Consider the following 23,257-nt stretch of genomic DNA (forward strand, 5'->3'; position numbering starts at 1 on the left):
TCGGGCAAAATAATGCGAAAATATCGATCTGTATCATTCAGCCGCCAGCAGTCCGGTGGCGGCCTGCAGGTCGACCGAGACCAGCCGGCTGATGCCGCGTTCGATCATCGTCACGCCGAACAGGCGGTGCATGCGGCTCATCGTGACGGCGTTGTGCGTGACGACGAGGTAACGCGTGTCGGTGTCGCGCGCCATGCGGTCGAGCAGGTCGCAGAAGCGCTCGATATTGGCGTCGTCGAGTGGCGCGTCGACCTCGTCGAGCACGCAGATCGGCGCGGGGTTCGTCAGGAACAGGCCGAAGATCAGCGCGACCGCGGTGAGCGCCTGTTCGCCGCCTGACAGCAGGGTGAGCGACTGAAGGCGCTTGCCGGGCGGTTGCACCATGATCTCGAGTCCGGCCTCCAGCGGATCGTCCGAATCGATCAGTTCGAGATGCGCGCTGCCGCCGTCGAACAGCGTGGTGAAGAGCCGCTGGAAATGGCCGTTCACCGCCTCGAACGCGGCGAGCAGGCGCTGGCGGCCCTCGCGGTTGAGCGTGCCGATCGAGCCTCGGAGCCGGTTGACCGCCTGGCCGAGTTCCTCGCGCTCGACGGCGTTGCCGCGCGAGGCGTCTTCGAGCGCGGCGAGTTCGGTTTCGGCGACCAGGTTGACCGGGCCGATGCGTTCGCGATCCGCGGTCAGCCTGTCGTGCGTGGCGGATTCCTCGGCCGGAGCTCGGATGTCGGCAACCGCGAAGCCGAGCCGCTCGGGGAGGACGGGGGCGGGGCATTGGAAGCGCTCGCCCGAGAGCTTGCCGAGTTCGAGGCGGCGCGCCTCGTGGTTTTCGACTCGGGCGACCGCGCCGGCGCGTGCTTCGCGGGCTTGGGCGAGTGCCTCGTTGGCGAGGCGGTGGGCGTCGTCGGCGGTGCGGCCAGCGGCTTCGGCGGCGCGCTCGGTGGCGAGGAACGCGTCGGCGGTGGCGCGGGCTTCGCGGTGTTCGGCGTCCAGCGTGGCGATTTCCGCTTCGAGTGCAGCGGGGCGGTCGGCGATCGCGGCGAGGTCGCTATCCAGGGCGGTTTCGCGTGTGTCCATGTTGGCGATGCGCTTGGCAGCCTCACCAGCGCGGGCGCGCCAACTGCGGGTGTCGGCTTGGGCGGCGGACAAGCGTTCGCGGTGGGTGGCGATGGCGCGGTCGAGCGTGGTGCGATCGGCGCGTGCCTGCGCGACGGCGGCGCGGCTGCGTTCGGCGTCGTATTGGAGTGTGGCGACCTGGCGGGCGTTGGCGGTGCCATCGGGGACGGCGGCCATCGCTTCCTCGGCGCGGATGCGTTCCGCCTGCGCGTCGGCGACGTCGTCGGCGATGCGGTGGGCGCGGGCGTCGAGGTCGGCGCGCTGGGTGGCGAGGCGTTCGAGCGCTGCGGTGGCGCGGTCTTCCTGACGGGTCGCATCGCGCGCGTCGGTTTCGGCACGTTGGAGCGCGGCGCGCGCGATTTGCGACTGGCGGCGGGCGTCGGCGATCTGCTGGTCGACCGCGGCGCGGGTTTGTTCGGCTTTTTCGAGAGCGGTGGCTGCGCCGGGCCGTGCACCTTGGAGCGCGGCCAAGCGGTTGCGGCGGACTAGCCGTTCGGCCGCGGCGGCGCCGGTGCCGGTCGCGGTGAACCCGTCCCAACGGCGGAGTTGGCCGTCCCGGGTGACGATGCGCTGGCCTGCTGCGAGGTGTTGGTTGGTGTCGGTGTCGACGACGAATACCTGTGCGAGCCTCCGGGCGAGCGCGGGAGGTGTCTCGACATGCTTTGCTAGCGGTTCGGCGTCGGCGGGCGCTTTGGGATCTTCGTCTTGGAGCTCGGCGCCGGTCCATGCGTCGAGGCTGGTGTCGAGATCGTCGCCGAGTGCCGCCGCCAGCGCACGTTCGTAGCCTGTGCTGACCGAGACGTGGTCGAGCAGTCGGTTGCGGCCTGAGCTTTGCGTGGCTTTGGTGAGTGCGGCGGCTTCGCTGTCGATCGCGGCGAGGTCTGCGCGGACGGTGGCTCGGGTGGTTTCTGCGACGTCTCGCGAAGCGGTTGCAGTGGCTTCGTCGGTGTCTGCTTGGGTAAGGGCCTGGCGGGCGGATTCTGCTGCTGCCGCGGCAGTCCGTCGGGTTTCGGCGGCGGCGTCGCGGTCGGCGATCAGCGGCGCGGTGTCGCCGAGCGCGCGGAGGGCCGCCGAGATCTGTGCGGCGTCGCGGTCGGCACGGTCAGCGCGGGTGCGGGCGGCGGCGAGCGCGGCGCTGGCAACCCGGACTTCGGCGGCGTCGCGCGCCTGGGTGGCGAGCGCTTGAGCCAGCGCGACTTCGGCATCGCGCGCTGCGCGCTCTGCGTCTGTTAGCACGGTGTCGAGATCGGGAATCGCGGCGCTGGCGTCGGCGAGCGCTGTGTCGAGCGTCTTGGCTTCGTCGGCGAGGCGGGCGAGCGCTGCGGCGGCGTCGCTGGCGAGCGATCCTTCGCGGGCGCGGTCGTCGGCGATCCGGGCGCACGCGTCGACGAGGTCGGCGATCCTGCGTTCGATGGCGGTCTTTTCGGTCTTGAGCGAGACGAGACGGTGGGCAAGGTCGCCGACCAAGTCGCGCGCGGCGAGCGCCGCGGTACGGGCGGTAGCGACGGCTTCGATGGCGGTGTGCTGGTCTTTCGCCGCGGTGCGTTCGGCGTCGGTGGCGGCGCGGACTTGCGATTGGGCAGCGGCCGCTTCGGCCTTGGCGGCATCGGCGGCGGTGGCGGCATCGCGCCAGCGGGCGAAGAGCGTGCGTGCCTCGGCGACACGGATCTGCGCGGAGATCTGCCGGTAGCGTTCGGCGGCGCGCGCCTGGCGCTTGAGCGTCGCGGCGCGCGCGTCCTGGTCCGAGATGATTTCGTCGAGCTTGGCGAGATTGGCTTCGGTGGCGCGGAGCTTGCCCTCGGCGTCTTTCCGCCGGACGTGGAGCCCGGCGATTCCGGCGGCGTCCTCCAGCATCGCGCGGCGGTCGGCGGGCTTGGCGGCGATGACCGCGCCGATCCGGCCCTGGCTGACGAGCGCGGGGCTGTGCGCGCCGGTGGCGGCGTCGGCGAAGAGCAGGCCGACGTCCTTGGCGCGGACGTCGCGGCCGTCGATCCGGTAGGCGGAACCGGCGCCGCGCTCGATTCGGCGGACGATCTCTCTCTCGTCCCCGCTTATTTCAGCCAGGATCGAGACTTCGGCGAAGTCGCGCGGCGGGCGGGTCGCGGTGCCGGCGAAGATGACGTCTTCCATGCCGGCGCCGCGCAGGGATTTCGCGCTCGCCTCGCCCATCGTCCAGCGGAGGGCTTCGAGGAGGTTGGATTTACCGCAGCCGTTCGGGCCGACGACGCCGGTGAGGCCGGGTTCGATGCGGAGATCGGCGGGGTCGACGAAGCTCTTGAAGCCGGTGATGCGGAGGCGCTTGATCTGCATGTGTTGCGCCCCCCGACGACTAGTGTTGCTGTTATCCCGAACCGCAAAGCGTGTGTCCCCGCGAAGGCGGGGACCCAGGCTGGGCTTCCGCCTTCGCGGGAGAACACGGCCACATTCGCACCACCCCGGCGGAGGCCGGGGCCCAATTGGGGGACGGCGCTAACGAAGGTGGTGCTTCGTTATTTCCACCTTTCCAATTGGGCCCCGGCCTTCGCCGGGGTGGTAGGCCCCCCCGGGAGGGTTAGCTTACGCCCCCGCCGCCTTCAGCGCCTTCTCCATCTGGTCCCAGGTCACCACCTGATCGAGCTTCTTATCGTTGATCAGGAAGGTCGGCGTGCCTGTCACGGTGCCGGCCTGCATCGCGGTTTCGGTGGGCTTGGCCATGATCTCGAGCTGCTTCTGATCCGCCAGGCACGCGCGCGCCTTCGCTTCCGGAATACCGCGCTGCTTGACGAAGTCGATCGCGCCCATCTGCTCGGCGAGCTTGGTCGCGACCACCGTCGGCGGCTGGTTGGCGAGCGCCTGCTGCTGCGCGGGGGTCATCGCCTGGAGCTTGTCGAGGAAGGCGATCTGGTTGCCGTACATCTGCTCGAGGATCGGGAAGAACGGCGCGACGCCGCCGCACTGGCCGAGCAGCGTCAGCGCGACGTCGGGCGCGCCGTGGACGAGGAAGTCGCGGAATTCGAAGCTGACTTTCCCGGTCGAGACGTATTTCTCGGTCAGCGGCTTGTAGGCCTCGCGGCCGAACGCGCCGCAGGTCGGGCACGAGCGCGCGCCGTATTCGACGAGCTTGATCGGCGCGTTCGGGTTGCCCATCAGATAGCCCTCGGGGGTCTTCACGACCGTCTCGGTCCAGTTCTGGCCGTCGGGGGCGGCAGCAGCGGCGACGGGCGCGGCGGCGGGCTGGTCGACGTTACCGGTCGAGTCGTTCTTCGAGCAGGCGGCGAGCGCGAGCGGCAGGACGGCGAGCGTGGTCAGGAACTTCATCGGGTTACTCCAGTGGATCACGTGAATTTAGCGGGCGCCGGCCTTGCGGAGCGCGGGTTCGAGCTGTTCCCAGCCGACGTGGGGCACGATCTTGCCGTTGAGGTAGAAGGTCGGGGTGGAATCGATTTCCTTGGGCGCGTCGGCGGTCAGTTTGACGATGCGGTCGATCTCGGGCTGGTTGGCGAAGCACGCGTCGATCGCCGCGTCGGACAGCCCGCGCGCCTTGACCAGCGCGGTCAGGCCCGAGCCATCGGCGTTGGCGCGGATCTGTGCGGCGGCGGGGTACATGGCGAGCCGCGCGGCGTTGCCCTGCTGGTATTCGATCCCGCGTTCCAGCCATTGCGGTTGCGCGGCGAAGATCGCCGACGAGGTGGCGGCGAACCCCTTGGGGCCGGCGCACCGCGCTAGGATCGCCGCGGCGAGATCGAGCCGGTCGCGGATGAAGCTGTGGAATTCGAGGCTGGTCGAACCCGAGGCGATCATCTGGCGCTTCAGCACGGGTTCGGATTTCACCGAGAAATCGGCGCAGTGCGAACAGGTGTAGCTGCCATATTCTACTAGCTTCACGCGGGCTGCGGGGTTGCCGATCAGGTAGGCGCCCGAGGGAAGGATGCGCGCGGTTTGCGACCAGTCGCGCGTGGGGGCGGCGCCGGTGAGCAGGCACAGAGTGAGGAAAGCGAAGAGGACGCGCATCAGGTGATCCTGGGAAGGCCGTGCGTCGAGGCGACTCCGGCGGCGAGGGATTCGAGGACGGCGCGCAGTTCCGGATCGGCGATGCCCTTGAGGCTCTGGCCGAGATCGACGGGGACCGGGCGGACCGAGGGCGGCGCCTTGCGCGGCACGGGGGCGGCGACCTCGCCCTGGCGGATCGCGACCTTCACGATGGCTGCGTAGCCGAAGAAGCGGTTGACGCGCTCGATGATCTCGGGGGCGATGTGCTGCATCATCGGGGCGTGCGCGCCGCGGACGGTGAGGGTGAGGACGCCGTCCTGCTTCTTGCCGACCGGGAACCGGATCGATTCGGGGATGCTCGCGCCCGCCAGTTTCGCGCCGACGATCTCGGGCCAGCGGCTGACGATCGACGACTGGACGAAGCCGAATCGCCGGAACGCCGCGCCGCCGATCGCGGGCAACAGCTCGGCGACCGCGCGCGAGCGATTCTCGCGCGGGGCGTCGGGATCGGTCTTGCCTTTCGCGCGCCGTGTCGCAGGCGGTTTCGGCAGAGAACTCGGCGGCTTGCTCATCCGTAATCCCATGCCATAGGCAACGTGTGAACGCCAAGCGCTCTTCGGTCTCCGCGGCCCTTCTCGACTGGTATGACGCGCATCGCCGCGACCTGCCGTGGCGGGCGAAGCGGGGCGAGCGCGTCGATCCGTACCGGGTGTGGCTGTCCGAGGTGATGTTGCAGCAGACGACGGTGGCCGCGGTGACGCCGCGGTTTCTGGCGTGGACCGCGCGGTGGCCGGATTTCGCGAGTCTGGCGGCGGCGGATGATGCCGATGTGATGGCGGCGTGGGCGGGGCTTGGATATTATGCGCGGGCCCGCAATCTTGTGAAGGCGGCGAAGGCCGTGGTGGCGGAGCATGGCGGCGTGTTTCCGCGGACCGAAGCCGAGTTGCGCGCGCTGCCAGGCCTGGGCGCCTATACCGCGGCGGCGGTGGCGGCGATCGCGTTTGGCGAGCGCGCGGTGGTGGTCGATGCGAATGTCGAGCGGGTGGTCGCGCGGTTGTTCGCGATTCAGACGCCTTTGCCGGCTGCGCGGCCTGCGATTCGGGTGGCGGCGGACTCGATCACGCCGGATGATCGGGCGGGGGATTTCGCGCAGGCTATGATGGATCTCGGGTCGGGGATCTGCACGACGCGCGCGCCGAAGTGCTTGCTGTGCCCGATCCGCACGTTTTGCGAGGGCTTTGCTCAGGGCGCGCCCGAGCGGTTGCCGGTGAAGGCGAAGAAGGCGGTCAAGCCCCAGCGCTATGGGACGATCTTCTGGCTGGAACGCGATGGGCAGGTGTTGCTGGTGCGGCGGCCGGATAAAGGTTTGCTCGGCGGGATGCGCGCGTTTCCGACCGGGCCTTGGGGTGAGGTTCCCCCCGGTTTCGAGGATGCGCCGGCGCAGGCGGATTGGCGGATGCTGGACGTCACCGTCGCGCACGGATTTACGCATTTCGATCTGCAACTGACGCTTGCGGTGGCGACGGTCGAGGCGCATCAACCGCGCGTTCCAACGGCAAGCGAATGGTGGCCGATCGACGACCTGGATACCGCCGGGCTCCCGACCGTTTTCGCCAAAGCCGGTAAGGCCATACGGAGAGCTGCATGAAACTGGTGCACTGGATTTCGACGGGCGGCCTCGCCGCGCTGGCCGCCGCCACGGCCTACGCACAGCAGGCGCAGCCTTCGCCGCAGCCGACACCGCAGCGCCGGGCGGCGCCGCGGGCGACGATCCCGGTGAGCGCGTTGCTGCCCGCCACCACCAGGTTGTTCGACAGCCTCGTCGCGCAGGACAAGATGCCGGGGATCGTCGGGGCGTTCGGCGCGGGCGATGGCCCGACCTTGTTCCCTGCGGCGGGCAAGATCAGCGACGATCCGAATGCGCCGCCCGCCGGTCCAGATTCGCTGTGGCGCGTGTATTCGATGACCAAGCCGATCACCGGCATGGCGGCGATGATGCTGGTCGAGGACGGCAAGCTCAATCTCGACGATCCGGTCAGTAAATATATCCCGGCGTTCAAGGACATGAAGGTCGCGACCAGCCCCGACACGTCGCTCGCCACGCGCCCGGCGACGCGGCCGATCACGATCCGCAACCTGCTGACGCATACCGCGGGGCTCGGCTACACGATCGTCACCAAGGGGCCGCTGCTCAAGGAATATGAGCGGCTCGGCATCCTGCCGCTGTCGGTCAGCGCGGCGATGGAAGAGAAGATGCGGCCCGTCCGGCCGAAATCGCTCGAGGAATTCGCCAACCGCGTCGCGACGCTGCCGCTGATCGCAGACCCCGGGACCAAGTGGAGCTATTCGATCGGGCTCGACGTGATGGGCCGTGTAATCGAGGTCGCCAGCGGTATGAACTTCGAGCGGTTCGTCCAGACGCGGTTGTTCGATCCGCTCAAGATGAAGTCGAGCTTCTGGCAGGTGCCGCAGAGCGAGATCGGGCGACTCGCTACCAACTACGCGTTCGTCGGCGATACGCGGACCCCGCTCGATCCGGCGGCGAACTCGGTGTTCCTCCAGAAGCCGAGCTTTCCGTACGGCGGCGCTGGCCTCGTGATGTCGGCGCGCGATTACGACCGGTTCCTGCACATGATCCAGGACGGCGGCACGCTCGACGGCGTGCGCGTGATGAAGCCCGAGACGATCGCGCTGGCGACGTCAAACCTGCTGCCGCCGGGCGTCGTGTTCGGCGGGATCGGCGGCGGCACCGGCGGCACGCAGGGGAGCAACATGGGCTTCGGCGCGGGCGGATCGGTGGTGCTGTCGGATACGCCGAACGGGCCGGGCAAGGGCACCTATGCCTGGGGCGGCGCGGCGGGAACGATCGCCTGGGTCGATCCGGCCAAGCATTCGCGCGGCAATGTGATGGTCAATTACTTCCCGGCGGACCGCATTCCGCTGCGCCAACAGGTGGTCGCGGCGCTGCTGCAGGATGCGGCGAGGTTGCGCCGATGAGCGTGATCGAGGCACCTGGGTTTACCGGTGGGACGCTCGACCGGTCCGATGCGCTGCGGCACGATCCGGAGGGGCTGGCGGCGGCGCAGCGCGACTGGCGTGCGCGGTTGCTGGTGCTCGACGGGTTGCTGCCGGGCACGACCGATGACGGGCATCTCGCCTGGACGTCGATGGCGGACATGCCCGACGATGCCGAGCCGATCCTGCTCGGGCTCGACGAGAGCGGGCGGCCGCATTTCGCGGCGCTGCTGAACGGGATGCGGGTCGACAACGCGCCGGCGATGCGCTCGCCTGCGCTGATGGCGGTGCTGGCCGCACTCGCGCCCGGTGAGGCAGCGACGTACGCTGGTGCGCGGAGCGTGATCGACTGGCATGTCCGGCATGGGTTCTGCGCAAAATGCGGTTCGCCGACCGAAATGTTCCGCGCCGGGTGGGCGCGGAAATGTCCAAACTGCGCGACCGAGCATTTCCCGCGCGTCGATCCGGTGGTGATCATGATCGCCGAGCATGACGGGCGGGCGCTGCTCGGGCGCGGCAAGGGGTGGCCGGCGGGGCGGTATTCGGCGCTGGCCGGTTTCGTCGAGCCTGCCGAGTCGATCGAGGAGGCGGTTGCGCGCGAGATTCTCGAGGAGTCGGGCGTCCGGGTCGGCAGGGTGCGGTATGTCGCGAGCCAGCCCTGGCCGTTTCCGTCTTCGTTGATGATGGCATGCGTCGCCGAGGCCGAGGACGATGCGATCACGCTCGATGTGAACGAGCTCGAGGATGCGATGTGGGTGCCGCGCGAAATGGTGCGCGCGGTGTTGCGCGGGGAGGAGGGGCCGTTCCTGCCGCCGCCGCCCTATGCGATTGCGTATACGCTGTTGAAGGAATGGGCGGGGGCGTAGGGTTCGCCATTACCTAGCACAACCCCGGCGAAGGCCGGGGCCCAATTGGAGAGGTTGCAGTAACGACGCACTGCCCTCCGTTACCACCGTCTCCCAATTGGGCCCCGGCCTTCGCCGGGGTGGTGCCTTTCGGCAGGGGCGGTAGCAGACTGCTTAAGCCGCGATCTTTAGTTCCTGCATCACGTCGGCGGTGATCGACAGGCTCCGCTTGCGTGCTTCGTGGTCGTAGATGGCGCTGGTCACCATCACCTCATCGACACCTGTACGGGCGACGAAGTCGGCGATGCCGCGCGCCACCTTGGCGGGGCTGCCGACCGCCGAGCATTGCAGGACGTGACCCAGGATCTGGTTGCCCTGTGCGCCAAGCGAATCGCGATAGCCTGCGACCGGCGGCGGCAACTGGCGCGGATTGCCGGTGCGGAGTGCTACGAACGACTGTTGCTGCGAGCTGGCGAGTAGTTCGGCTTCCGCGTCGGTTTCGGCCGCGAACACGTTGAAGCCGGCCATTGCGTGAGGCTTGGCGAGGCGCGCCGACGGGCGGAAATCGCGGCGATAGATCGCCAGCGCCGCATCGAGCGCGTCGGGCGCGAAATGCGAGGCGAAGGCGTAGGGCAGGCCGAGTGCCGCCGCTAACTGCGCGCCGAACGTGCTGGAGCCGAGGATCCACATATCGACATCCGCACCCGCGCCGGGCGTGGCGACGATACCCGTCTGGCCATCGTTCGCGAAATAGCTTTGCAGCTCCATCACGTCCTGCGGGAAGGCATTGGCGTCGGTTTCCAGCGTGCGGCGCATCGCGCGGGCGACGCGCTGGTCCGAACCGGGCGCGCGGCCGAGGCCGAGATCGATGCGGCCGGGGAACAGTGCGTCGAGCGTGCCGAACTGCTCGGCGATCGTCAGCGGCGCATGGTTGGGAAGCATGATGCCGCCCGAACCAACGCGGATCGTGCTGGTCGCTGCGGCGATGTGCGCGATCACGACCGCAGTCGCGGCAGACGCAATGCCGGTCATGCCGTGATGTTCGGCGACCCAGTAGCGCTGAAATCCGACGCGCTCGGCGTGGCGCGCGAGGTCGGCGGCGTTGGCAAGCGCCTGGGAAACGGTGCCGCCTTCGACGACGGGGACGAGATCGAGCAGGGAATAGCGTGTCATGCGGTAGAGATAGGTACCGAGCGGTAGCTTATCCAGTGCTTGTGGGAATCGCTTCTTAATCCTCCCCCGCAAGGGGGAGGTGGCGCCGAAGGCGACGGAGTGGGAGGACCACGCAACATAGGTCGTCGCTACCTCCCCCTCCGCCTGGCAAGCGCCAGCCACCTCCCCCTGGCGGGGGAGGATCGCAGTGACCGCTCTCAGAACCCCAGGCTGTAGCGCATTGCCATGCCGTAGTCGCTCGGCAGCGCGGCGAAGTTGCCGGGGTCGCGGCGATAGAACAGGTTCGTGTCGAGCCCGCCACCGAATGCGGGCAGGCCGTAGCGCATCTCGACATCGAGTTCGCGGCCTTGCGGGGCGAGGTTGAGACGTTGCGTGGTCCAGTCGGTGACGGTGCCGCTGACGTAATCGAAATAGGTCGGGAGGCGGAGGTCGACGCCGCCGCGCGCGACGCGCAAGGGTTGGGCGATGCGGAGGCCGAAACTGTCGTGGCCGAAGATGCCGTCCTTGCCGATGTCGGCGGCAAACGCGTTGGTGCGGATCAGGCCGTCGCCGCCGAGCCCGCCGCGGACCGCCGCCTGCGTCCAGCCCTGACGCATTGATCCGCCGATGCTCCAGCCGGCCCCGGCGTCGAATCGCGCCTTGGTATCGACGAACCATGTCGCCGCGCGCGTCGCGCCGAGCGCGGCGTCGAATCGCGCGCCGATCACCGTGTCGCGCTCGTCCATGCGGGTGGCGGAGACCATCGTCGACAGGCTGCCGAACCGTCGATCGACCGCGAGCGAGGTGCGGTTGTAGCCGGACCGCTGCCACCGGTCGCGCAGGCGGAGGTCGCCGTCGCGCTGCGACAGGACGTCGCCGCTCTCGATGCCGGCGGTGAAGCCGAACCCGGCGATGCTCTGCCGCATCGCGCTCGAGGCTCGCGTGGTGCTGTCGAAGCCCATGCCGCCGGTGTTGGCGATCAGGAAGGCGGGTTCGGACTGTCCCGATAGCTGTGCGCTCAGCGCCCCCGAGCCTTGCGCGAAGCCGAAGCCGAAGGACAGCGTGCTGCCGAGCGTCTGCGTCACCATCCCGGCGATCGCCCGCGCGCCGGTCGCATCCGCGGTCGACAGTGTCGTCCGGTCGAGCGCGATGGCGCCGTTTGCGCGCGGCGCGAGCGTCATCGAGACGGTCATCCCGCCCTGCGCCAGCGCGACAGTCCGAAATCGCGACTGGAGCGCGCCGCCGAGCGAGCGGTCGGGGCTGCGGCGGGCGATCGTCTTGGCAAGGTCGATCGCGAAGGCGCGACTGTAGCCGTCGAGGATCACGGCGCCGAGTTCGCCTTGAGTCGCGTCGCCCATCGGCGCGGAAAGGGTGGCGTTGCTGGTGGTCGACACCACCGCCTTGGAGCCTGCGACCGAGGTGGCGCCGAGCGGCTGGAACGCGCGCGTCAGGTCGAGCACGCCGTTGCCGTATACCGCGTCGATGCCGGGCGCGCCGGCATCGCGCGCGCTCTTGAACAGGATGTCGACGATCTGCGCGCCGGTGAGGTTGGGGAAGGCTTGCGCGAGCAACGCGACCGCGCCCGAGATCTGCGGGGCGGCGAACGACGTGCCGGACCAGATATAGGCGGTGTCGGTCTGGTCCGGGGCGCGGACGCTTTCGCCGACCGCTGTGAGAAAGTGCGCGGCGCCGCTGCCCGCCTTGTCGCTGAAGCTCGAGAGGGCGTCGCCCGCGCCGACCGAGCCGGCGATGATGACCTGATTGCGACCCTGCGCCTCGCTGGCGACGTTGGTGAACGGATCGGGATTGGTCGAGCCGTCGTTGCCCGCCGCGATCACGACGACGAGACCGGCGGCAGTGGCGCGGCCGACCGCGTCCTTCAGGCTTTGCGGCATGTCGGAACCGCCGAGCGAGATGTTGACGACCTTCGCGCCCGCGACACGCGCCGCATCGAGGCCCTTGGTGATCGCGTCGGTGCCGAACTTGCAGCCCGAATCCTCGTCGTCCTTGCTCGCGGTGGCGCAGGTGCCGGGGCGGTCGGCGCGCAGTACGATCAGTGTCGCGTCGAACGCTACGCCGTGCGAGCCCGCGCCGTTCCTCCGGCCGGCGAGCGTGAACGCGACCGCGGTGCCGTGGCCGCCTTCGTCGTCGATCGAGGCATTGCCGGCGACGTCCTGTGAGGCGGACGAGACGCGGGTGCCGAACTCCTGGCTTTGCAGGTCGATGCCGCTGTCGATGACGCCGACGTTCACCCCCTTGCCGGTCGCGCCGACATTATAGGCTGCGAGCGCATTCATCGACACCGCGCCGACGGTCGCGCGATATTCGGCGGTGTCGTTGCTGGAGGGGGTCGGCGTTGGCGTCGGAGCGGGGGCCGGAGTCGGAGTCGGAGTCGGAGTCGGAGTGGGCGCTGGAGTGGGCGTCGGCGTCGGTACCGTCGCCGAGGGCGGAGTCGGCGTGCTGTTGATGCCGCCGCCACCTCCACCGCCACACGCGGCGAGGAGAAATCCTGTCGCCAGGGTCGCCGATCGCAACAGGTCGGCCTTGATGCGTCGCATGAGTCCCACCTCTGTTGCCCCGCCAAGCTACTGGATTACAAAGCGTTACGCGATCGTAAAGAGTGCGGTGGGCGGAGCTGGCTTGCCCGCTCGGTGTGGGGTGCCTAGAGGTTCGCGCGATGCTTGCCAGCCTTGACCATGTCCGCACCTGGATCTTCGATCTCGACAACACGCTGTATCCGGCGAGCGCGGACCTGTTTGCGCAGGTCGATGCGCGGATGACCGGCTTCATCCAGGATTTGCTCGGGCTCGACCATGACGAGGCGCGGCGTGTGCAGAAGGGGTATTTCCACAATCACGGCACGACGCTGTCGGGGCTGATGACCGAACATCATGTCGATCCGCACGCGTTCCTGGCGCACGTCCACGACATCGAGATGGACGTGATCGAGCATGACGCGCCGCTGGTTGCGGCGATCGCGAAGCTGCCGGGGCGCAAGCTGGTCTTCACCAATGGCGATAGGCCGTACGCGACGCGGATCCTCGAGCGGCTCGGGCTGAGCGAGAGCTTCGAGGCGATCCACGATATCCACGCGATGGACCTCATGCCGAAGCCGCATGCGTCCGCCTATGCCGGCCTCTGCGCGGCGTTTGACATCGACCCGACGCAGGCGCTGTTCGCCGACGACATGGCGCGCAACCTGACGCCGGCCAAGGCGATCGGCATGACGACAGTGTGGATCGACAACGGCTCCGAGCAGTCGCCCGATGCGGCGCGCGATCATATCGATTTCACCGTGCCGGTGCTCGCGCCGTGGCTCGAAACCATTTTGGAGACATCATGACCCTGCAGACAATCATCATGACCTTGCAGACAATCATCGACGCCGCCTGGGACGACCGCGCGAACCTCGGTCTGGATACAAAGGGCGAAGTGCGCGACGCCGTCGAGTCCGCGCTGGCGATGCTGGACGCGGGTACCGCGCGCGTTGCCGAGCCGACCACGGATGGCTGGCAGGTCAACCAGTGGTTGAAGAAGGCGGTGCTGCTCTCGTTCCGGCTCAACGACAACGTCGTGATCGACGGCGGGTCGGCGGGCGCTCCGGGGTTCGACAAGGTGCCGTCGAAGTTCGCGGGCTGGGGTGAGGCGGAATTCCGCGCGGCGGGGATCCGCGTCGTGCCGGGTGCGGTCGCCCGGCGCGGGAGCTTCATCGCCAAGGGCGCGATCCTTATGCCGAGCTTCGTCAACATCGGCGCCTATGTCGGTGAGGGCACGATGGTCGACGCCTGGGCGACGGTCGGGTCGTGCGCGCAGATCGGCAGGAACGTGCATCTGTCGGGCGGTGCGGGCATCGGCGGCGTGCTCGAGCCGTTGCAGGCCGATCCCGTCATCATCGGCGACGGCGCCTTCATCGGCGCGCGCGCAGAAGTGGCCGAGGGGGTCCGCGTCGGCGAGGGCGCGGTGCTCTCGATGGGTGTGTATCTCGGCGCGTCGACCAAGATCATCGACCGCGCGACCGGCGAAGTCTTCAAGGGCGAAGTGCCACCCTACGCGGTAGTAGTGCCGGGCTCGATCGGCGGCGGCGACGGCAAGCCCGCTCTGTATTGCGCCGTAATCGTCAAACGGGTCGACGCACAAACCCGCTCCAAGACCAGCATCAACGACCTGCTCAGGGACTGACCGGGTCGACAATGCTGCGGCTGCTGCCTATCCCCGCCGAAACATTCCGAGGAGAAATATTTTGACCGCTGCTGCCAGCCAGGTTCTCGACCGCGTACTCGTCCTCGAAATGGTCCGCGTGACCGAAGCGGCGGCGATCGCCGCCTCCACGCTCGTCGGGCGCGGCGACGAGAAGGCAGCGGATGCGGCGGCGGTCGAAGCGATGCGCGAGGCGCTCAACTCGCTGTACATGGACGGCACCGTCGTGATCGGCGAGGGCGAGCGCGACGAGGCGCCGATGCTGTTCATCGGCGAGAAGGTGGGATCCGCGATCGGCAAGGGCCCGAAGATCGACATCGCGCTCGATCCGCTCGAAGGCACGACGATCTGCGCGACCGCGGGGCCGAACAGCCTCGCCGTGCTGGCGATTGCGGAGGAGGGCGGGCTGCTCAACGCGCCCGACGTCTACATGGACAAGATCGCGGTCGGGCCGGGCTATCCCGAGGGCATCATCGATCTCGACAAGACGCCGACCGAGAACATCATGGCGGTCGCCGCCGCCAAGGGTGTGCCGGCGCGCGACCTGATCGTGTGCGTGCTCGATCGTCCGCGTCATGAAAAGCTGATCGCCGAACTGCGGCAGGTCGGTTGCGGGATCATGCTGATCGGTGACGGCGACGTCGCCGGCGTGATCGCGACGTCCGATCCCGAGACCACGATCGACGTCTACATGGGCTCCGGCGGTGCGCCCGAGGGCGTGCTGGCGTGCGCGGCGCTGCGCTGCGTCGGCGGTCAGTTCAAGGGCCGGCTGCTGTTCCGCAACGACGACGAGCGCGGCCGTGCGGCGAAGTGGGGCATCACCGATCTCGACAAGCAGTATGACCTGTCCGAGCTGGCGAAGGGGGACTGCATCTTTGCGGCGACCGGGGTTACGGATGGCTCGCTGCTGGCGGGCGTGAAGCGGAAGAAGGGCAAGATGACCACCGAGAGCGTGGTGATGCGCGCGTCGTCGGGGACGGTGCGCTGGGTCAAGGGCGAGCATCGGACTGATTGATTTGGGCGACGTTCCCAGCTGAAAAGTAAGCCCCACCCCGGCGAAGGCCGGGGCCCAATTGGAACGTCCAGAGTAATGAAGCGGATCGCTCCGTTAGCGACGTTTCCCAATTGGGCCCCGGCCTTCGCCGGGGTGGTGTTCCGGGGAATACCCGGACTACCCAAAAGAGTGTTTCCCCGCGAAGGCGGGGACCCAGACTGGGCTCCCGCCTTCGCGGGAGAACAAGGGCGACTGAACTTACGCTACCGACGTGGTCGGCCTTCGCCCGATCAGTTCTTCATCCGCCAGCCGGTCTTGAAGATCCACGCGATCGCGATCAGGCACACCGCGAGGAAGCCTGCCGTCACCGCCAGGCTCACCCCGACCGCGACATCGCCGACGCCGAAGAAACTCCAGCGGAAGCCGCTCACCAGATAGACGACCGGGTTGAACAGGCTGACCGTCCGCCACGGCTGGGGCAACATGTCGATCGAGTAGAACGCGCCGCCCAGGAACGTCAACGGCGTGATCAGCAGCGCGGGGACGAAGTTCAGCTGCTCGAACCCGTTCGCCCAGACGCCGATGATGAACCCGAACAGGCTGAACGCCATCGCGGTCAGGATCAGGAACGCGATCATCGCGAGCGGGTGCTCGATCCTGAGCGGCACGAAGCACGCCGCGGTGGCGAGGATGATCAGACCGAGGATCACCGACTTGGTCATCGCCGCGCCGACATAGCCGACCACCATCTCCATCGCCGAGACGGGTGCCGACAACAGCTCGTAGATCGTGCCGGTGAATTTGGGGAAGTAGATGCCGATCGACGCGTTCGAGATGCTCTGCGTGAGCAGCGACAGCATAATCAGGCCGGGGACGATGAAGCTCCCGTAGCCGACGCCGCCGACCTGTTGCATGCGGCTGCCGATCGCCCCGCCGAAGACGATGAAATACAGCGACGTGGTGAGCACGGGGGTGACGAGGCTCTGCCACAAGGTGCGCAGCGCGCGCGCCATTTCGAAGCGATAGATCGCCCAGATGCCGTGGGTGTTGATCAGCAATGGGGTCATGCGCGCTCTCCGACGAGATCGACGAAGATGTCTTCGAGGCTCGATTTGCTGGTTTCGAGGTCCTTGAAGCCGATCCCGAGGTCGCTGAGCTTGCGCAGCAACGACGGGATGCCGGTATGGTCGGCCTGTGCGTCGAACACGTAGCGGAGGCGCTTGCCGTCGTCCTCGAGCGACACGTCCCACTCGGCGAGTTCGGGCGGAATCGCGGTCATCGGATCCTGGAGCGACACGTCCAGCTCGCGCTTGCCGAGCTGTTTCATCAGCGCCGCCTTCTCGTCGACCAGCAGCAGCTTGCCCTTGTTTATGACGCCGACGCGGTCGGCCATTTCCTCGGCTTCCTCGATATAGTGCGTCGTGAGGATGATCGTGGTGCCGCCCTCGCGCAGGCGGTGGACGAGCTTCCACATGTCGCGGCGCAGCGCCACGTCGACGCCTGCGGTGGGTTCGTCGAGGAACAGGATCTCGGGTTCGTGCGCGAGCGCTTTCGCGATGAGTACGCGGCGTTTCATGCCGCCGGACAGCTCGCGGATCTTCGCGTCGCGCTTGTCCCAGAGCGAGAGGTCGCGGAGCACCTGTTCGATATAGTCGCTGTGGCCCGAGCGGCCGAACAGGCGGCGGCTGAAGGTGACGGTGGCGAGCACCGTCTCGAACATGTCGACGTTGAGTTCCTGCGGCACGAGGCCGATGCGGCTGCGCGCCTGCTTATAGTCGCGGATCGCGTCGTAGCCGGCGACGGTGATGGTGCCGGTGGTCGGCGTGACGATGCCGCAGATGATGCTGATGAGCGTGGTCTTGCCCGCGCCGTTGGGGCCGAGGAGCGCGAATATCTCGCCCTTGCGGATGTCGAGGTCGACGGGGTGGAGGGCTGTGGTGCCGCTCTTGTAGGTTTTACTGACGCCCGCGATGGACAGGATCGGTTCGGTCATTGGCACCCCTTTTTGTGAGGGAAAGATGGGGGTGGGGAGAGGGGAATGATAGGGGCGGCTAACCGTTCTCCTGCGCACGCAGGAGCCCAGGATACCGGGCGTTGCGCTTTGTAACCCTGGGCTCCTGCGTGCGCAGGAGAACGGTTAGCCGGCGCGCGCTGCCGCTACCGCCTTTTGCAGGTCCTCCAGCGGCAGGGCACCGGACAGGACGCGGTCGCCTACTACCCAACTCGGCGTGCCGGTCATGCCGAGCTTGGCGGCGGTTTCCATGTTCTTGGCGATTTCCGCGTCGGCCGTTTTGACGAATGCCGCTTGATTGGTGTCGACACCAGTCTTGCTTGCTGCCGCGGCGATCGAGGCGTCGCTGACCGGGCCGCCGGCGTAGAGCGCGTTGTGGAACGCGCCGAACTTGCCTTGTTGCGCGGCGGCGAGGCTGGCGCGGGCGGCGATGCGGCTTTCGGCGCTGAGGATCGGCAATTCGCGGAAGACCACGCGGACGTTCGGGTCGGCGGCGATCAGCTTGGCGATCATCGGCAGGCTCGCGCGGCAATAGCCGCAATTATAGTCGAAATACTCGACCAGCGTGACGTCGCCCTTGGGGTTTCCCGCCCAGGCGCTGCCGAACGGCGTGACGATCGCGTCGTGGTTGGCGGTGACGGTCTTGCCCGACTCGCGGTCGCGCAGTTTGTCCATCGCCTCTGGCAGGATCTCGGGGTGTGCGAGGACATAGTCGTGGACGATCGACTCGACCTGCGCGCGCTCGACGCCGCCTCCCTGGCGGTCGAAACCCCAGACCGTGAGGCCGCCGATGACCGCGCCGGCAACTGCGATCGCCGGAAATGTAAATTTGCTCATTTGCGCCGCTTATACTGCTTGGGATTGTCGTCCATCTCGTTCTGCGCGGCCATCGCGATATCCTGTGCGCGGATCCAGTCCGTCGTGTTCGCCGGGATGTTCGCCAGCGCATATTGCGCGCTTGCCGACGCGGTGCGCATGTCGCCGCCCATGCTCGCGCGCTCCGCCGTCGCCAGGGCGGCGCGTGCAGTATCCCCGGTCAGTTCGTAGACGGTGCCGAGCTGCATCCAGGCGAACGGGTTCTGGTCGTCGCGGCCGACCGCGGTGCGCAACACCTTGGTCGCCTCAGGATAGTTCGCCTTGTTTTCGGTCGCGATCAGCGCGTGGCCGAAGGTGGTGGCAATCAGCGGGTTGTTGTTCGAGCCCTCCGTCGCCTCGCGCAAGGGGACCAGCGACTCGGTGGGCTTGCCGGCTTCGAGCAGGATCTGCCCCTTGATCTCGAGGAAATACGGGTCGGTCGGCTCGGCCTTCACCAGTGCGTTGGCCTCGGCGTCGGCTTTGTCGGGGTAGCCCGCCTTGTGATAGGCGTAGGCGCGGGCGTAGTGCGCGTAGATCGACTGGTCGCTCGGCGGGTAGGCCTGCAGCGTCTGGTCGGCGGGCATGACGTAGCCGGCGAGCTTCGCCTTCACGCGGCGGAAGCGCTCCTCGAGCGCGGCGTCGGGCTTGTTTCCCCAGGCCGGCGAGGCTTGCAGATCGGCGGTGAGGGTGGCGACGCGCTCGCCCGACAGCGGATGCGATTGCATGAACGGATCGATGTTGGCGGTGCCGAAGCGGTATTCCTGCTGCTGCAATTTCTTGAAGAAGCTCAGCATGCCGCGGCCCGAGATGTTCGCCTCGCGCAGGAATTTCGCGCCGGTCGCGTCGGCGGTCGACTCCTGCGTGCGGCTGAACGCGAGGTAGGTGCCCATTGCCGCCTGCTGACCTGCCGCCATGATGCCCGCGCCCGCTTCACCGCTGCCGGCCGCCATTGCGGCGAGGCCGAGGACCATCGACAGCAGGTACATGCCCATGGCGGGCTTGGTGCCGCGGTCGGCGAGGACGACATGGCCGTCGGCGATGTGGCCGAGCTCGTGCGCGATGACGCCCTGGACTTCGTTGGCGTTGTCGGCGGCCTGGATCAGGCCTGAATGGACGTAGACGGTCTGGCCGCCGGCGACGAACGCGTTGATCGACTCGTCGTTGATGAGGACGACCTTGACGTCGCGCGTCGAGAGTCCTGCCGCCTTGATCAGCGGGTTCGACATCTCCGCGAACATGGTTTCGGTCTCGGCGTCGCGGAGGATCGACTGGGCCTGGAGGGGCGTCGTCCAGAGGAGGAGGGCGGTGGCTGCGGCGGCTACTAGGCGCTTCATAATGCGGGGTATCGTCGATTGGGGGCGGGGGGGCAATGGTCGTGCGGTCGGGTGTGCGGTTGAGTGAAGTGCAGGAAGTGCAGACGCTGGGAGCGGTTTTGCGGGGGTGCGGGGATGGGGGTTTGGCATTGGGGGAGGGGAGCAGGGTTTGGGTGTGTAGGACAGGGGTTTGAGGAGGGGCGCGCCCTAAGAGGTTGCTGCGCCGGCTATCGGCCACTTACCCGGCTATTGGTTTCCTCCCTGGCTATCAGACCACCTCCCCGGCGGAGGCCGGGGTCCAATTGGGGGACCGGGCTAACTGAGGGTGGCGCTTCGTTATTGCCACCTTTCCACTTGGGCCCCGGCCTTCGCCGGGGTGGTGTTGGGTGGGGGAGGGCGGGAGTGTCGCACTTTGCCCGCTAGAACCCAAACCTCGCATCTCCCCCTGGTCTTGTTCACCCGCGAAGGCGGGTGCCCAGTCTGGGTCCCCGCCTTCGCGGGGATACAAGCTTTCGTGGTTCGCCGTCGCCACGGGAGGCGTTGGGCACTGACGGATATCGTTCGGCCGGACGATCGCTACGCTTCCCCACAAACGAAAACGGGCGCGGCCTTTCGGTCGCGCCCGTTTTTTGGTCACGGCGTCCGGGGTTAGCCGAAGGTGCGCTGCCACCAGCCGCGGCGGGGGGCGCCGTCTGGGTCGTCGTTGGTGTCCGAAGTCGCGACGTCCTGGGGTTGGACTTCGGCCTTGGGCGGGGTGGTCGCGATCGGCTCGGCGAGCGGTTCGCTGGTCGGGGCGGCGTCGCCGGCTTCGACTACGGCTGCCTTGCGCGGACGACCGCGGGGCTTGGCTGCCTTGGCGGGTGCTTCCTCGACGACCGCCTCTTCAACCGCTGGCGCTTCGACCGCTATGTCCGACGCCTTGCGGCGCGCACGCTTGGGCTTCGGCGCCGAGGCTTCGATGGTCTCGGCGGGCGTTGCGCTCACCTCCTCCATCGTCGCGTCGGCAACCGCCGCGCGGCGACGACGGCCGCCCTTGGGGGCGGCTTCGGCAGCGACCGGCTCGGCCGCGACCGGCTCGGCGACAACCGGCTCCGGCGCGACCTGTGCTGCCACGTCGGCTTCCGCTGCGCGCGGCTTGCGACCACGACGCGACTTCGGCGCGGCCTCGGCCACTGCTTCCGCAATGTTCGTCGCGGCGGCTGCAGCGCGGGCCCGTGGACGGCGACGCAGCTTCGGCGCATCCGCCACAGCAGCGACCACCGGGGCGGGGGGCCTGTCGAAGTCCGGGTCGAAGTCCGGTTCGGCATAGGTCGACTCGACCGGCTCGTACGGCTCCGGCTCGGGGGCCTCGGCGATCAGCTGGGCGTCGTCGATGCTGCTGACCGCGATCGACTGGCCGTTCTCCGCACCCTGCTCGTTACGACGACCGCCACGACGACCGCGACGACCACGACGACGACGGCCTTCGCCCTCTGCGCCATTCGCCTGCTCGGAGGGTGCGCCAGCCTCGACCGCTTCGCCACCGCCGACTTCGACAATCTCGCCCTCGACTTCGTCGATTTCCTCGACATTGGTGGCGGTGTCCTCGAACGAACCATCCTCGTTGCCGCCCTCTGCGGCACCTTCTTCACCGGGACGCGCGCGACCACGGCGACCGCGACGACGACGACGCTTCTTGCCGCCTTCACCATCCGCATCGCGAGCCTCACGCGGCGCACGCTGCTCGCCATTTCCCTCACGACCGCCTTCACGACGACGCGGCTGCTCGGCTTCGGCCTCCTCGACTTCTTCTTCCTCGATCTCGTCCTCGATCTCCTCGGGGAGGTCGTCCTCGTCTTCCTCGATGATCTGGACGAACTTCGGCGGATGCGCGGGCGGCGGGCCGCTGGCCTCGACCGTCATGTGCGCGCCTTCCTCGTCCTGGCCGGGGATGATCTCGACGATCACGCCGTAGCGATCCTCTATCTCGGCGATGTCGGCGCGCTTGCGGTTGAGGATGTAGACCGCGGCTTCCTGGCTCGCGCGCAGGGTGAGCAGCGAACCGCGACCGCGGGCGGCCTCGTCCTCGATCAGGCGGAGTGCCGAAATGCCCGACGACGATGCGGTGCGAACGAGGCCGGTGCCCTCGCAATGCGGGCAGGCGCGCGTGGACGCTTCGAGCACGCCGGTGCGCAGCCGCTGGCGGCTCATTTCCATGAGGCCGAACGACGAGATGCGACCGATCTGGATGCGCGCGCGATCGTTCTTGAGCGCCTCCTTCATCGCCTTCTCGACCTTACGAACGTTGGAATTGTTATCCATGTCGATGAAGTCGATGACGACGAGCCCGGCCATGTCGCGCAGGCGGAGCTGGCGGCCGATTTCCTGGGCTGCCTCAAGGTTGGTCGCGGTCGCGGTCTGCTCAATGCTATGCTCGCGCGTCGACCTCCCCGAGTTGATGTCGATCGAGACGAGCGCCTCGGTCGGGTTGATGACCAGATAGCCGCCCGACTTTAGCTGGACGACGGGGTGGTACATCGCGGCAAGCTGATCCTCGACGCCGGCGCGCTGGAACAGCGGCACGGGGTCGGCGTAATGCTTGATGCGCCGCGCGTGCGTCGGCATCAGCAGGCGCATGAACTCGCGCGCCTGGCGATAGCCGTCCTCGCCCTCGACGATGACCTCTTCGATTTCCTTGTTGTAGATGTCGCGGATCGCGCGCTTGATCAGGTCGCTGTCGCCGTAGACGAGCGCGGGGGCCGACGCCTTGAGCGTGGCTTCGCGGATGCCGTCCCAGAGGCGGGCGAGGTAATCGAAGTCGCGCTTGATCTCGACCTTCGAGCGCTGGAGGCCCGCGGTGCGGACGATGCAGCCCATCGAGGGCGGCAGCTGCATGTCGGCCATGATCGTCTTGAGACGCTTGCGATCGCCCGCGTTGCTGATCTTCCGCGAGATGCCGCCGCCGTGCGACGTGTTGGGCATCAGCACGCAGTAGCGGCCGGCGAGGCTCAGATACGTGGTCAGCGCCGCGCCCTTGTTGCCGCGCTCCTCCTTGACGACCTGGACGAGCAGCACCTGGCGGCGATGGATCACGTCCTGGATCTTGTAGCGGCGGCGCAGGTTCATGCGACGCTCGCGCAGGTCCTCGACCGCAGCATCGTCGGCGCTCGGCTTGCGTTTCCGTCGCGGGGCTTCGCCGGATTCGCCGCCCTCGAGTTCTTCGGCGACGTCGGGATCTACTCCGCCATCGTCCTCGAAGCGCTCGATGTCGTCCTCGTCGTCACCCTCGTCTTCGTCCGAGTCGTAGTCGGCGCGCAGCGCGGCTTCCTCGGCGGCGTGCTCGGCTTCCTCACGGAGCAGCGCGTCGCGATCTTCCTTGGGGATCTGGTAGTAATCGGGGTGGATCTCGCTGAACGCGAGGAAGCCGTGGCGATTGCCGCCGTAATCGATGAACGCCGCCTGGAGCGACGGCTCGACCCGCGTGACCTTGGCGAGGTAGATATTGCCCTTGAGCTGCTTGCGTTCGGCACTCTCGAAATCGAATTCCTCGATCCGGTTACCCTTGACGACTGCGATCCGGGTCTCTTCCCGGTGGCGTGCGTCGATCAGCATGCGCGTTGTCATTATAGATTCTCCGCGCGCGCGCCGGGCCTGTCGGCAGCCGTCGCGCGCTTGATGGTGGTGCGGTCGGGCACGGACGCCCGGACTCGCGGATGGTGTGCGAAACTGCCTCTGCGCGAAGTGCATGCCGCGGGAACTCTCCCTGCGGCGCCCGCACGACCGCGAGTCCGTCGGCGAAGGCCGGTCGGAGTGCGGG

At 68.0% G+C, this 23,257-nt stretch carries 17 protein-coding genes; 6 read left to right on the forward strand and 11 right to left on the reverse strand.

Translation table 11 applies throughout. The features are described 5' to 3' along the window. Positions 1–33: 33 nt before the first annotated feature. The 4 genes from smc to ACLBWL_RS05030 form a co-directional block, all read right to left on the reverse strand. Positions 34–3,420, reverse strand: a complete 3,387-nt coding sequence (smc, locus tag ACLBWL_RS05015; protein WP_447790769.1) for a chromosome segregation protein SMC — start codon at positions 3,418–3,420, stop codon at positions 34–36. Positions 3,421–3,666: 246 nt separating this feature from the next. Continuing rightward, positions 3,667–4,407: a thioredoxin domain-containing protein gene (locus ACLBWL_RS05020; RefSeq protein ID WP_447790771.1), complete on the reverse strand. Its 741-nt coding sequence runs from the start codon at positions 4,405–4,407 to the stop codon at positions 3,667–3,669. A gap of 27 nt (positions 4,408–4,434) precedes the next feature. Next, a complete protein-coding gene (locus ACLBWL_RS05025) occupies positions 4,435–5,100 on the reverse strand; it encodes a thioredoxin domain-containing protein (protein ID WP_447790773.1) in 666 nt (221 codons plus the stop codon). Continuing rightward, positions 5,100–5,651 carry a DUF721 domain-containing protein gene (locus ACLBWL_RS05030; protein WP_447790775.1) on the reverse strand — a complete coding sequence of 184 codons (552 nt, stop codon included), beginning with the start codon at positions 5,649–5,651 and terminating at the stop codon, positions 5,100–5,102. The genes ACLBWL_RS05025 and ACLBWL_RS05030 overlap by 1 nt, the downstream gene beginning before the upstream one ends. A 26-nt stretch (positions 5,652–5,677) precedes the next feature. Here ACLBWL_RS05030 and mutY point away from each other — a divergent pair, with 26 nt between their 5' ends. Genes mutY through nudC form a run of 3 tightly spaced genes read left to right on the forward strand, consistent with a single transcriptional unit; the run spans position 5,678 to position 8,960 of the window. Then, the gene (gene mutY, locus ACLBWL_RS05035; RefSeq protein ID WP_447790777.1) at positions 5,678–6,727 is read left to right on the forward strand and encodes an A/G-specific adenine glycosylase; all 1,050 of its coding nucleotides are present in this window, start codon (positions 5,678–5,680) and stop codon (positions 6,725–6,727) included. Next, entirely contained in the window at positions 6,724–8,076 is a 1,353-nt protein-coding gene (locus ACLBWL_RS05040) for a serine hydrolase domain-containing protein (RefSeq protein WP_447790779.1), read from the forward strand. Before mutY ends, ACLBWL_RS05040 begins: the two co-directional genes overlap by 4 nt. Next, the gene (gene nudC, locus ACLBWL_RS05045; RefSeq protein ID WP_447790781.1) at positions 8,073–8,960 is read left to right on the forward strand and encodes an NAD(+) diphosphatase; all 888 of its coding nucleotides are present in this window, start codon (positions 8,073–8,075) and stop codon (positions 8,958–8,960) included. Before ACLBWL_RS05040 ends, nudC begins: the two co-directional genes overlap by 4 nt. Before the next feature lie 153 nt (positions 8,961–9,113). On the opposite strand, the gene ACLBWL_RS05050 is transcribed toward nudC, so the two are convergent. Together ACLBWL_RS05050 and ACLBWL_RS05055 are read right to left on the reverse strand one after the other, a co-directional pair. Beyond that, on the reverse strand, positions 9,114–10,112 hold the full coding sequence (locus ACLBWL_RS05050; protein ID WP_447790783.1) for an LLM class flavin-dependent oxidoreductase: 999 nt from the start codon (positions 10,110–10,112) through the stop codon (positions 9,114–9,116). Positions 10,113–10,309: 197 nt separating this feature from the next. Further along, the gene (locus ACLBWL_RS05055) at positions 10,310–12,649 is read right to left on the reverse strand and encodes a S8 family peptidase (RefSeq protein ID WP_447790785.1); all 2,340 of its coding nucleotides are present in this window, start codon (positions 12,647–12,649) and stop codon (positions 10,310–10,312) included. Between the two features lie 119 nt (positions 12,650–12,768). Here ACLBWL_RS05055 and ACLBWL_RS05060 point away from each other — a divergent pair, with 119 nt between their 5' ends. From ACLBWL_RS05060 to glpX, 3 genes are all read left to right on the forward strand, one after another. Further along, positions 12,769–13,434, forward strand: coding sequence for a pyrimidine 5'-nucleotidase (locus ACLBWL_RS05060; protein ID WP_447790787.1), 666 nt, complete (start codon positions 12,769–12,771; stop codon positions 13,432–13,434). After that, positions 13,431–14,270 (forward strand): 2,3,4,5-tetrahydropyridine-2,6-dicarboxylate N-succinyltransferase, encoded by an 840-nt coding sequence (gene dapD, locus ACLBWL_RS05065; protein ID WP_447790789.1) that lies wholly within the window; start codon positions 13,431–13,433, stop codon positions 14,268–14,270. Before ACLBWL_RS05060 ends, dapD begins: the two co-directional genes overlap by 4 nt. Positions 14,271–14,331: 61 nt before the next feature. Next, positions 14,332–15,303 (forward strand): class II fructose-bisphosphatase, encoded by a 972-nt coding sequence (gene glpX, locus ACLBWL_RS05070; RefSeq protein WP_248524475.1) that lies wholly within the window; start codon positions 14,332–14,334, stop codon positions 15,301–15,303. A gap of 269 nt (positions 15,304–15,572) precedes the next feature. Here the strand turns inward: glpX and ACLBWL_RS05075 are convergent, their stop codons facing one another. The 5 genes from ACLBWL_RS05075 to ACLBWL_RS05095 form a co-directional block, all read right to left on the reverse strand. Next, a complete protein-coding gene (locus tag ACLBWL_RS05075; protein ID WP_447790792.1) occupies positions 15,573–16,349 on the reverse strand; it encodes an ABC transporter permease in 777 nt (258 codons plus the stop codon). Then, positions 16,346–17,275, reverse strand: a complete 930-nt coding sequence (locus ACLBWL_RS05080; protein WP_447790794.1) for an ABC transporter ATP-binding protein — start codon at positions 17,273–17,275, stop codon at positions 16,346–16,348. The genes ACLBWL_RS05075 and ACLBWL_RS05080 overlap by 4 nt, the downstream gene beginning before the upstream one ends. Positions 17,276–17,419: 144 nt before the next feature. Further along, positions 17,420–18,130 (reverse strand): DsbA family protein, encoded by a 711-nt coding sequence (locus ACLBWL_RS05085; protein ID WP_447790796.1) that lies wholly within the window; start codon positions 18,128–18,130, stop codon positions 17,420–17,422. Beyond that, entirely contained in the window at positions 18,127–19,482 is a 1,356-nt protein-coding gene (locus ACLBWL_RS05090) for a M48 family metalloprotease (protein WP_447790798.1), read from the reverse strand. Before ACLBWL_RS05090 ends, ACLBWL_RS05085 begins: the two co-directional genes overlap by 4 nt. A gap of 627 nt (positions 19,483–20,109) precedes the next feature. After that, positions 20,110–23,052: an Rne/Rng family ribonuclease gene (locus ACLBWL_RS05095; RefSeq protein ID WP_447792006.1), complete on the reverse strand. Its 2,943-nt coding sequence runs from the start codon at positions 23,050–23,052 to the stop codon at positions 20,110–20,112. Positions 23,053–23,257 lie beyond the last annotated feature (205 nt).

The sequence above is a fragment of the Sphingomonas sp. M1A8_2b genome (genome assembly GCF_053345535.1).

Excerpts from the sequence above, each read along its gene's own strand:
- ACLBWL_RS05085 (WP_447790796.1), bottom strand. The coding sequence starts at position 18,130 with ATGAGCAAATTTACATTTCCGGCGATCGCAGTTGCCGGCGCGGTCATC.
- ACLBWL_RS05080 (WP_447790794.1), bottom strand. The coding sequence starts at position 17,275 with ATGACCGAACCGATCCTGTCCATCGCGGGCGTCAGTAAAACCTACAAG.
- ACLBWL_RS05060 (WP_447790787.1), top strand. The coding sequence starts at position 12,769 with ATGCTTGCCAGCCTTGACCATGTCCGCACCTGGATCTTCGATCTCGAC.
- ACLBWL_RS05030 (WP_447790775.1), bottom strand. The coding sequence starts at position 5,651 with ATGAGCAAGCCGCCGAGTTCTCTGCCGAAACCGCCTGCGACACGGCGC.
- smc (WP_447790769.1), bottom strand. The coding sequence starts at position 3,420 with ATGCAGATCAAGCGCCTCCGCATCACCGGCTTCAAGAGCTTCGTCGAC.
- ACLBWL_RS05095 (WP_447792006.1), bottom strand. The coding sequence starts at position 23,052 with ATGCTGATCGACGCACGCCACCGGGAAGAGACCCGGATCGCAGTCGTC.
- ACLBWL_RS05040 (WP_447790779.1), top strand. The coding sequence starts at position 6,724 with ATGAAACTGGTGCACTGGATTTCGACGGGCGGCCTCGCCGCGCTGGCC.
- ACLBWL_RS05090 (WP_447790798.1), bottom strand. The coding sequence starts at position 19,482 with ATGAAGCGCCTAGTAGCCGCCGCAGCCACCGCCCTCCTCCTCTGGACG.
- ACLBWL_RS05020 (WP_447790771.1), bottom strand. The coding sequence starts at position 4,407 with ATGAAGTTCCTGACCACGCTCGCCGTCCTGCCGCTCGCGCTCGCCGCC.
- dapD (WP_447790789.1), top strand. The coding sequence starts at position 13,431 with ATGACCCTGCAGACAATCATCATGACCTTGCAGACAATCATCGACGCC.
- ACLBWL_RS05075 (WP_447790792.1), bottom strand. The coding sequence starts at position 16,349 with ATGACCCCATTGCTGATCAACACCCACGGCATCTGGGCGATCTATCGC.
- ACLBWL_RS05055 (WP_447790785.1), bottom strand. The coding sequence starts at position 12,649 with ATGCGACGCATCAAGGCCGACCTGTTGCGATCGGCGACCCTGGCGACA.
- ACLBWL_RS05050 (WP_447790783.1), bottom strand. The coding sequence starts at position 10,112 with ATGACACGCTATTCCCTGCTCGATCTCGTCCCCGTCGTCGAAGGCGGC.
- nudC (WP_447790781.1), top strand. The coding sequence starts at position 8,073 with ATGAGCGTGATCGAGGCACCTGGGTTTACCGGTGGGACGCTCGACCGG.
- ACLBWL_RS05025 (WP_447790773.1), bottom strand. The coding sequence starts at position 5,100 with ATGCGCGTCCTCTTCGCTTTCCTCACTCTGTGCCTGCTCACCGGCGCC.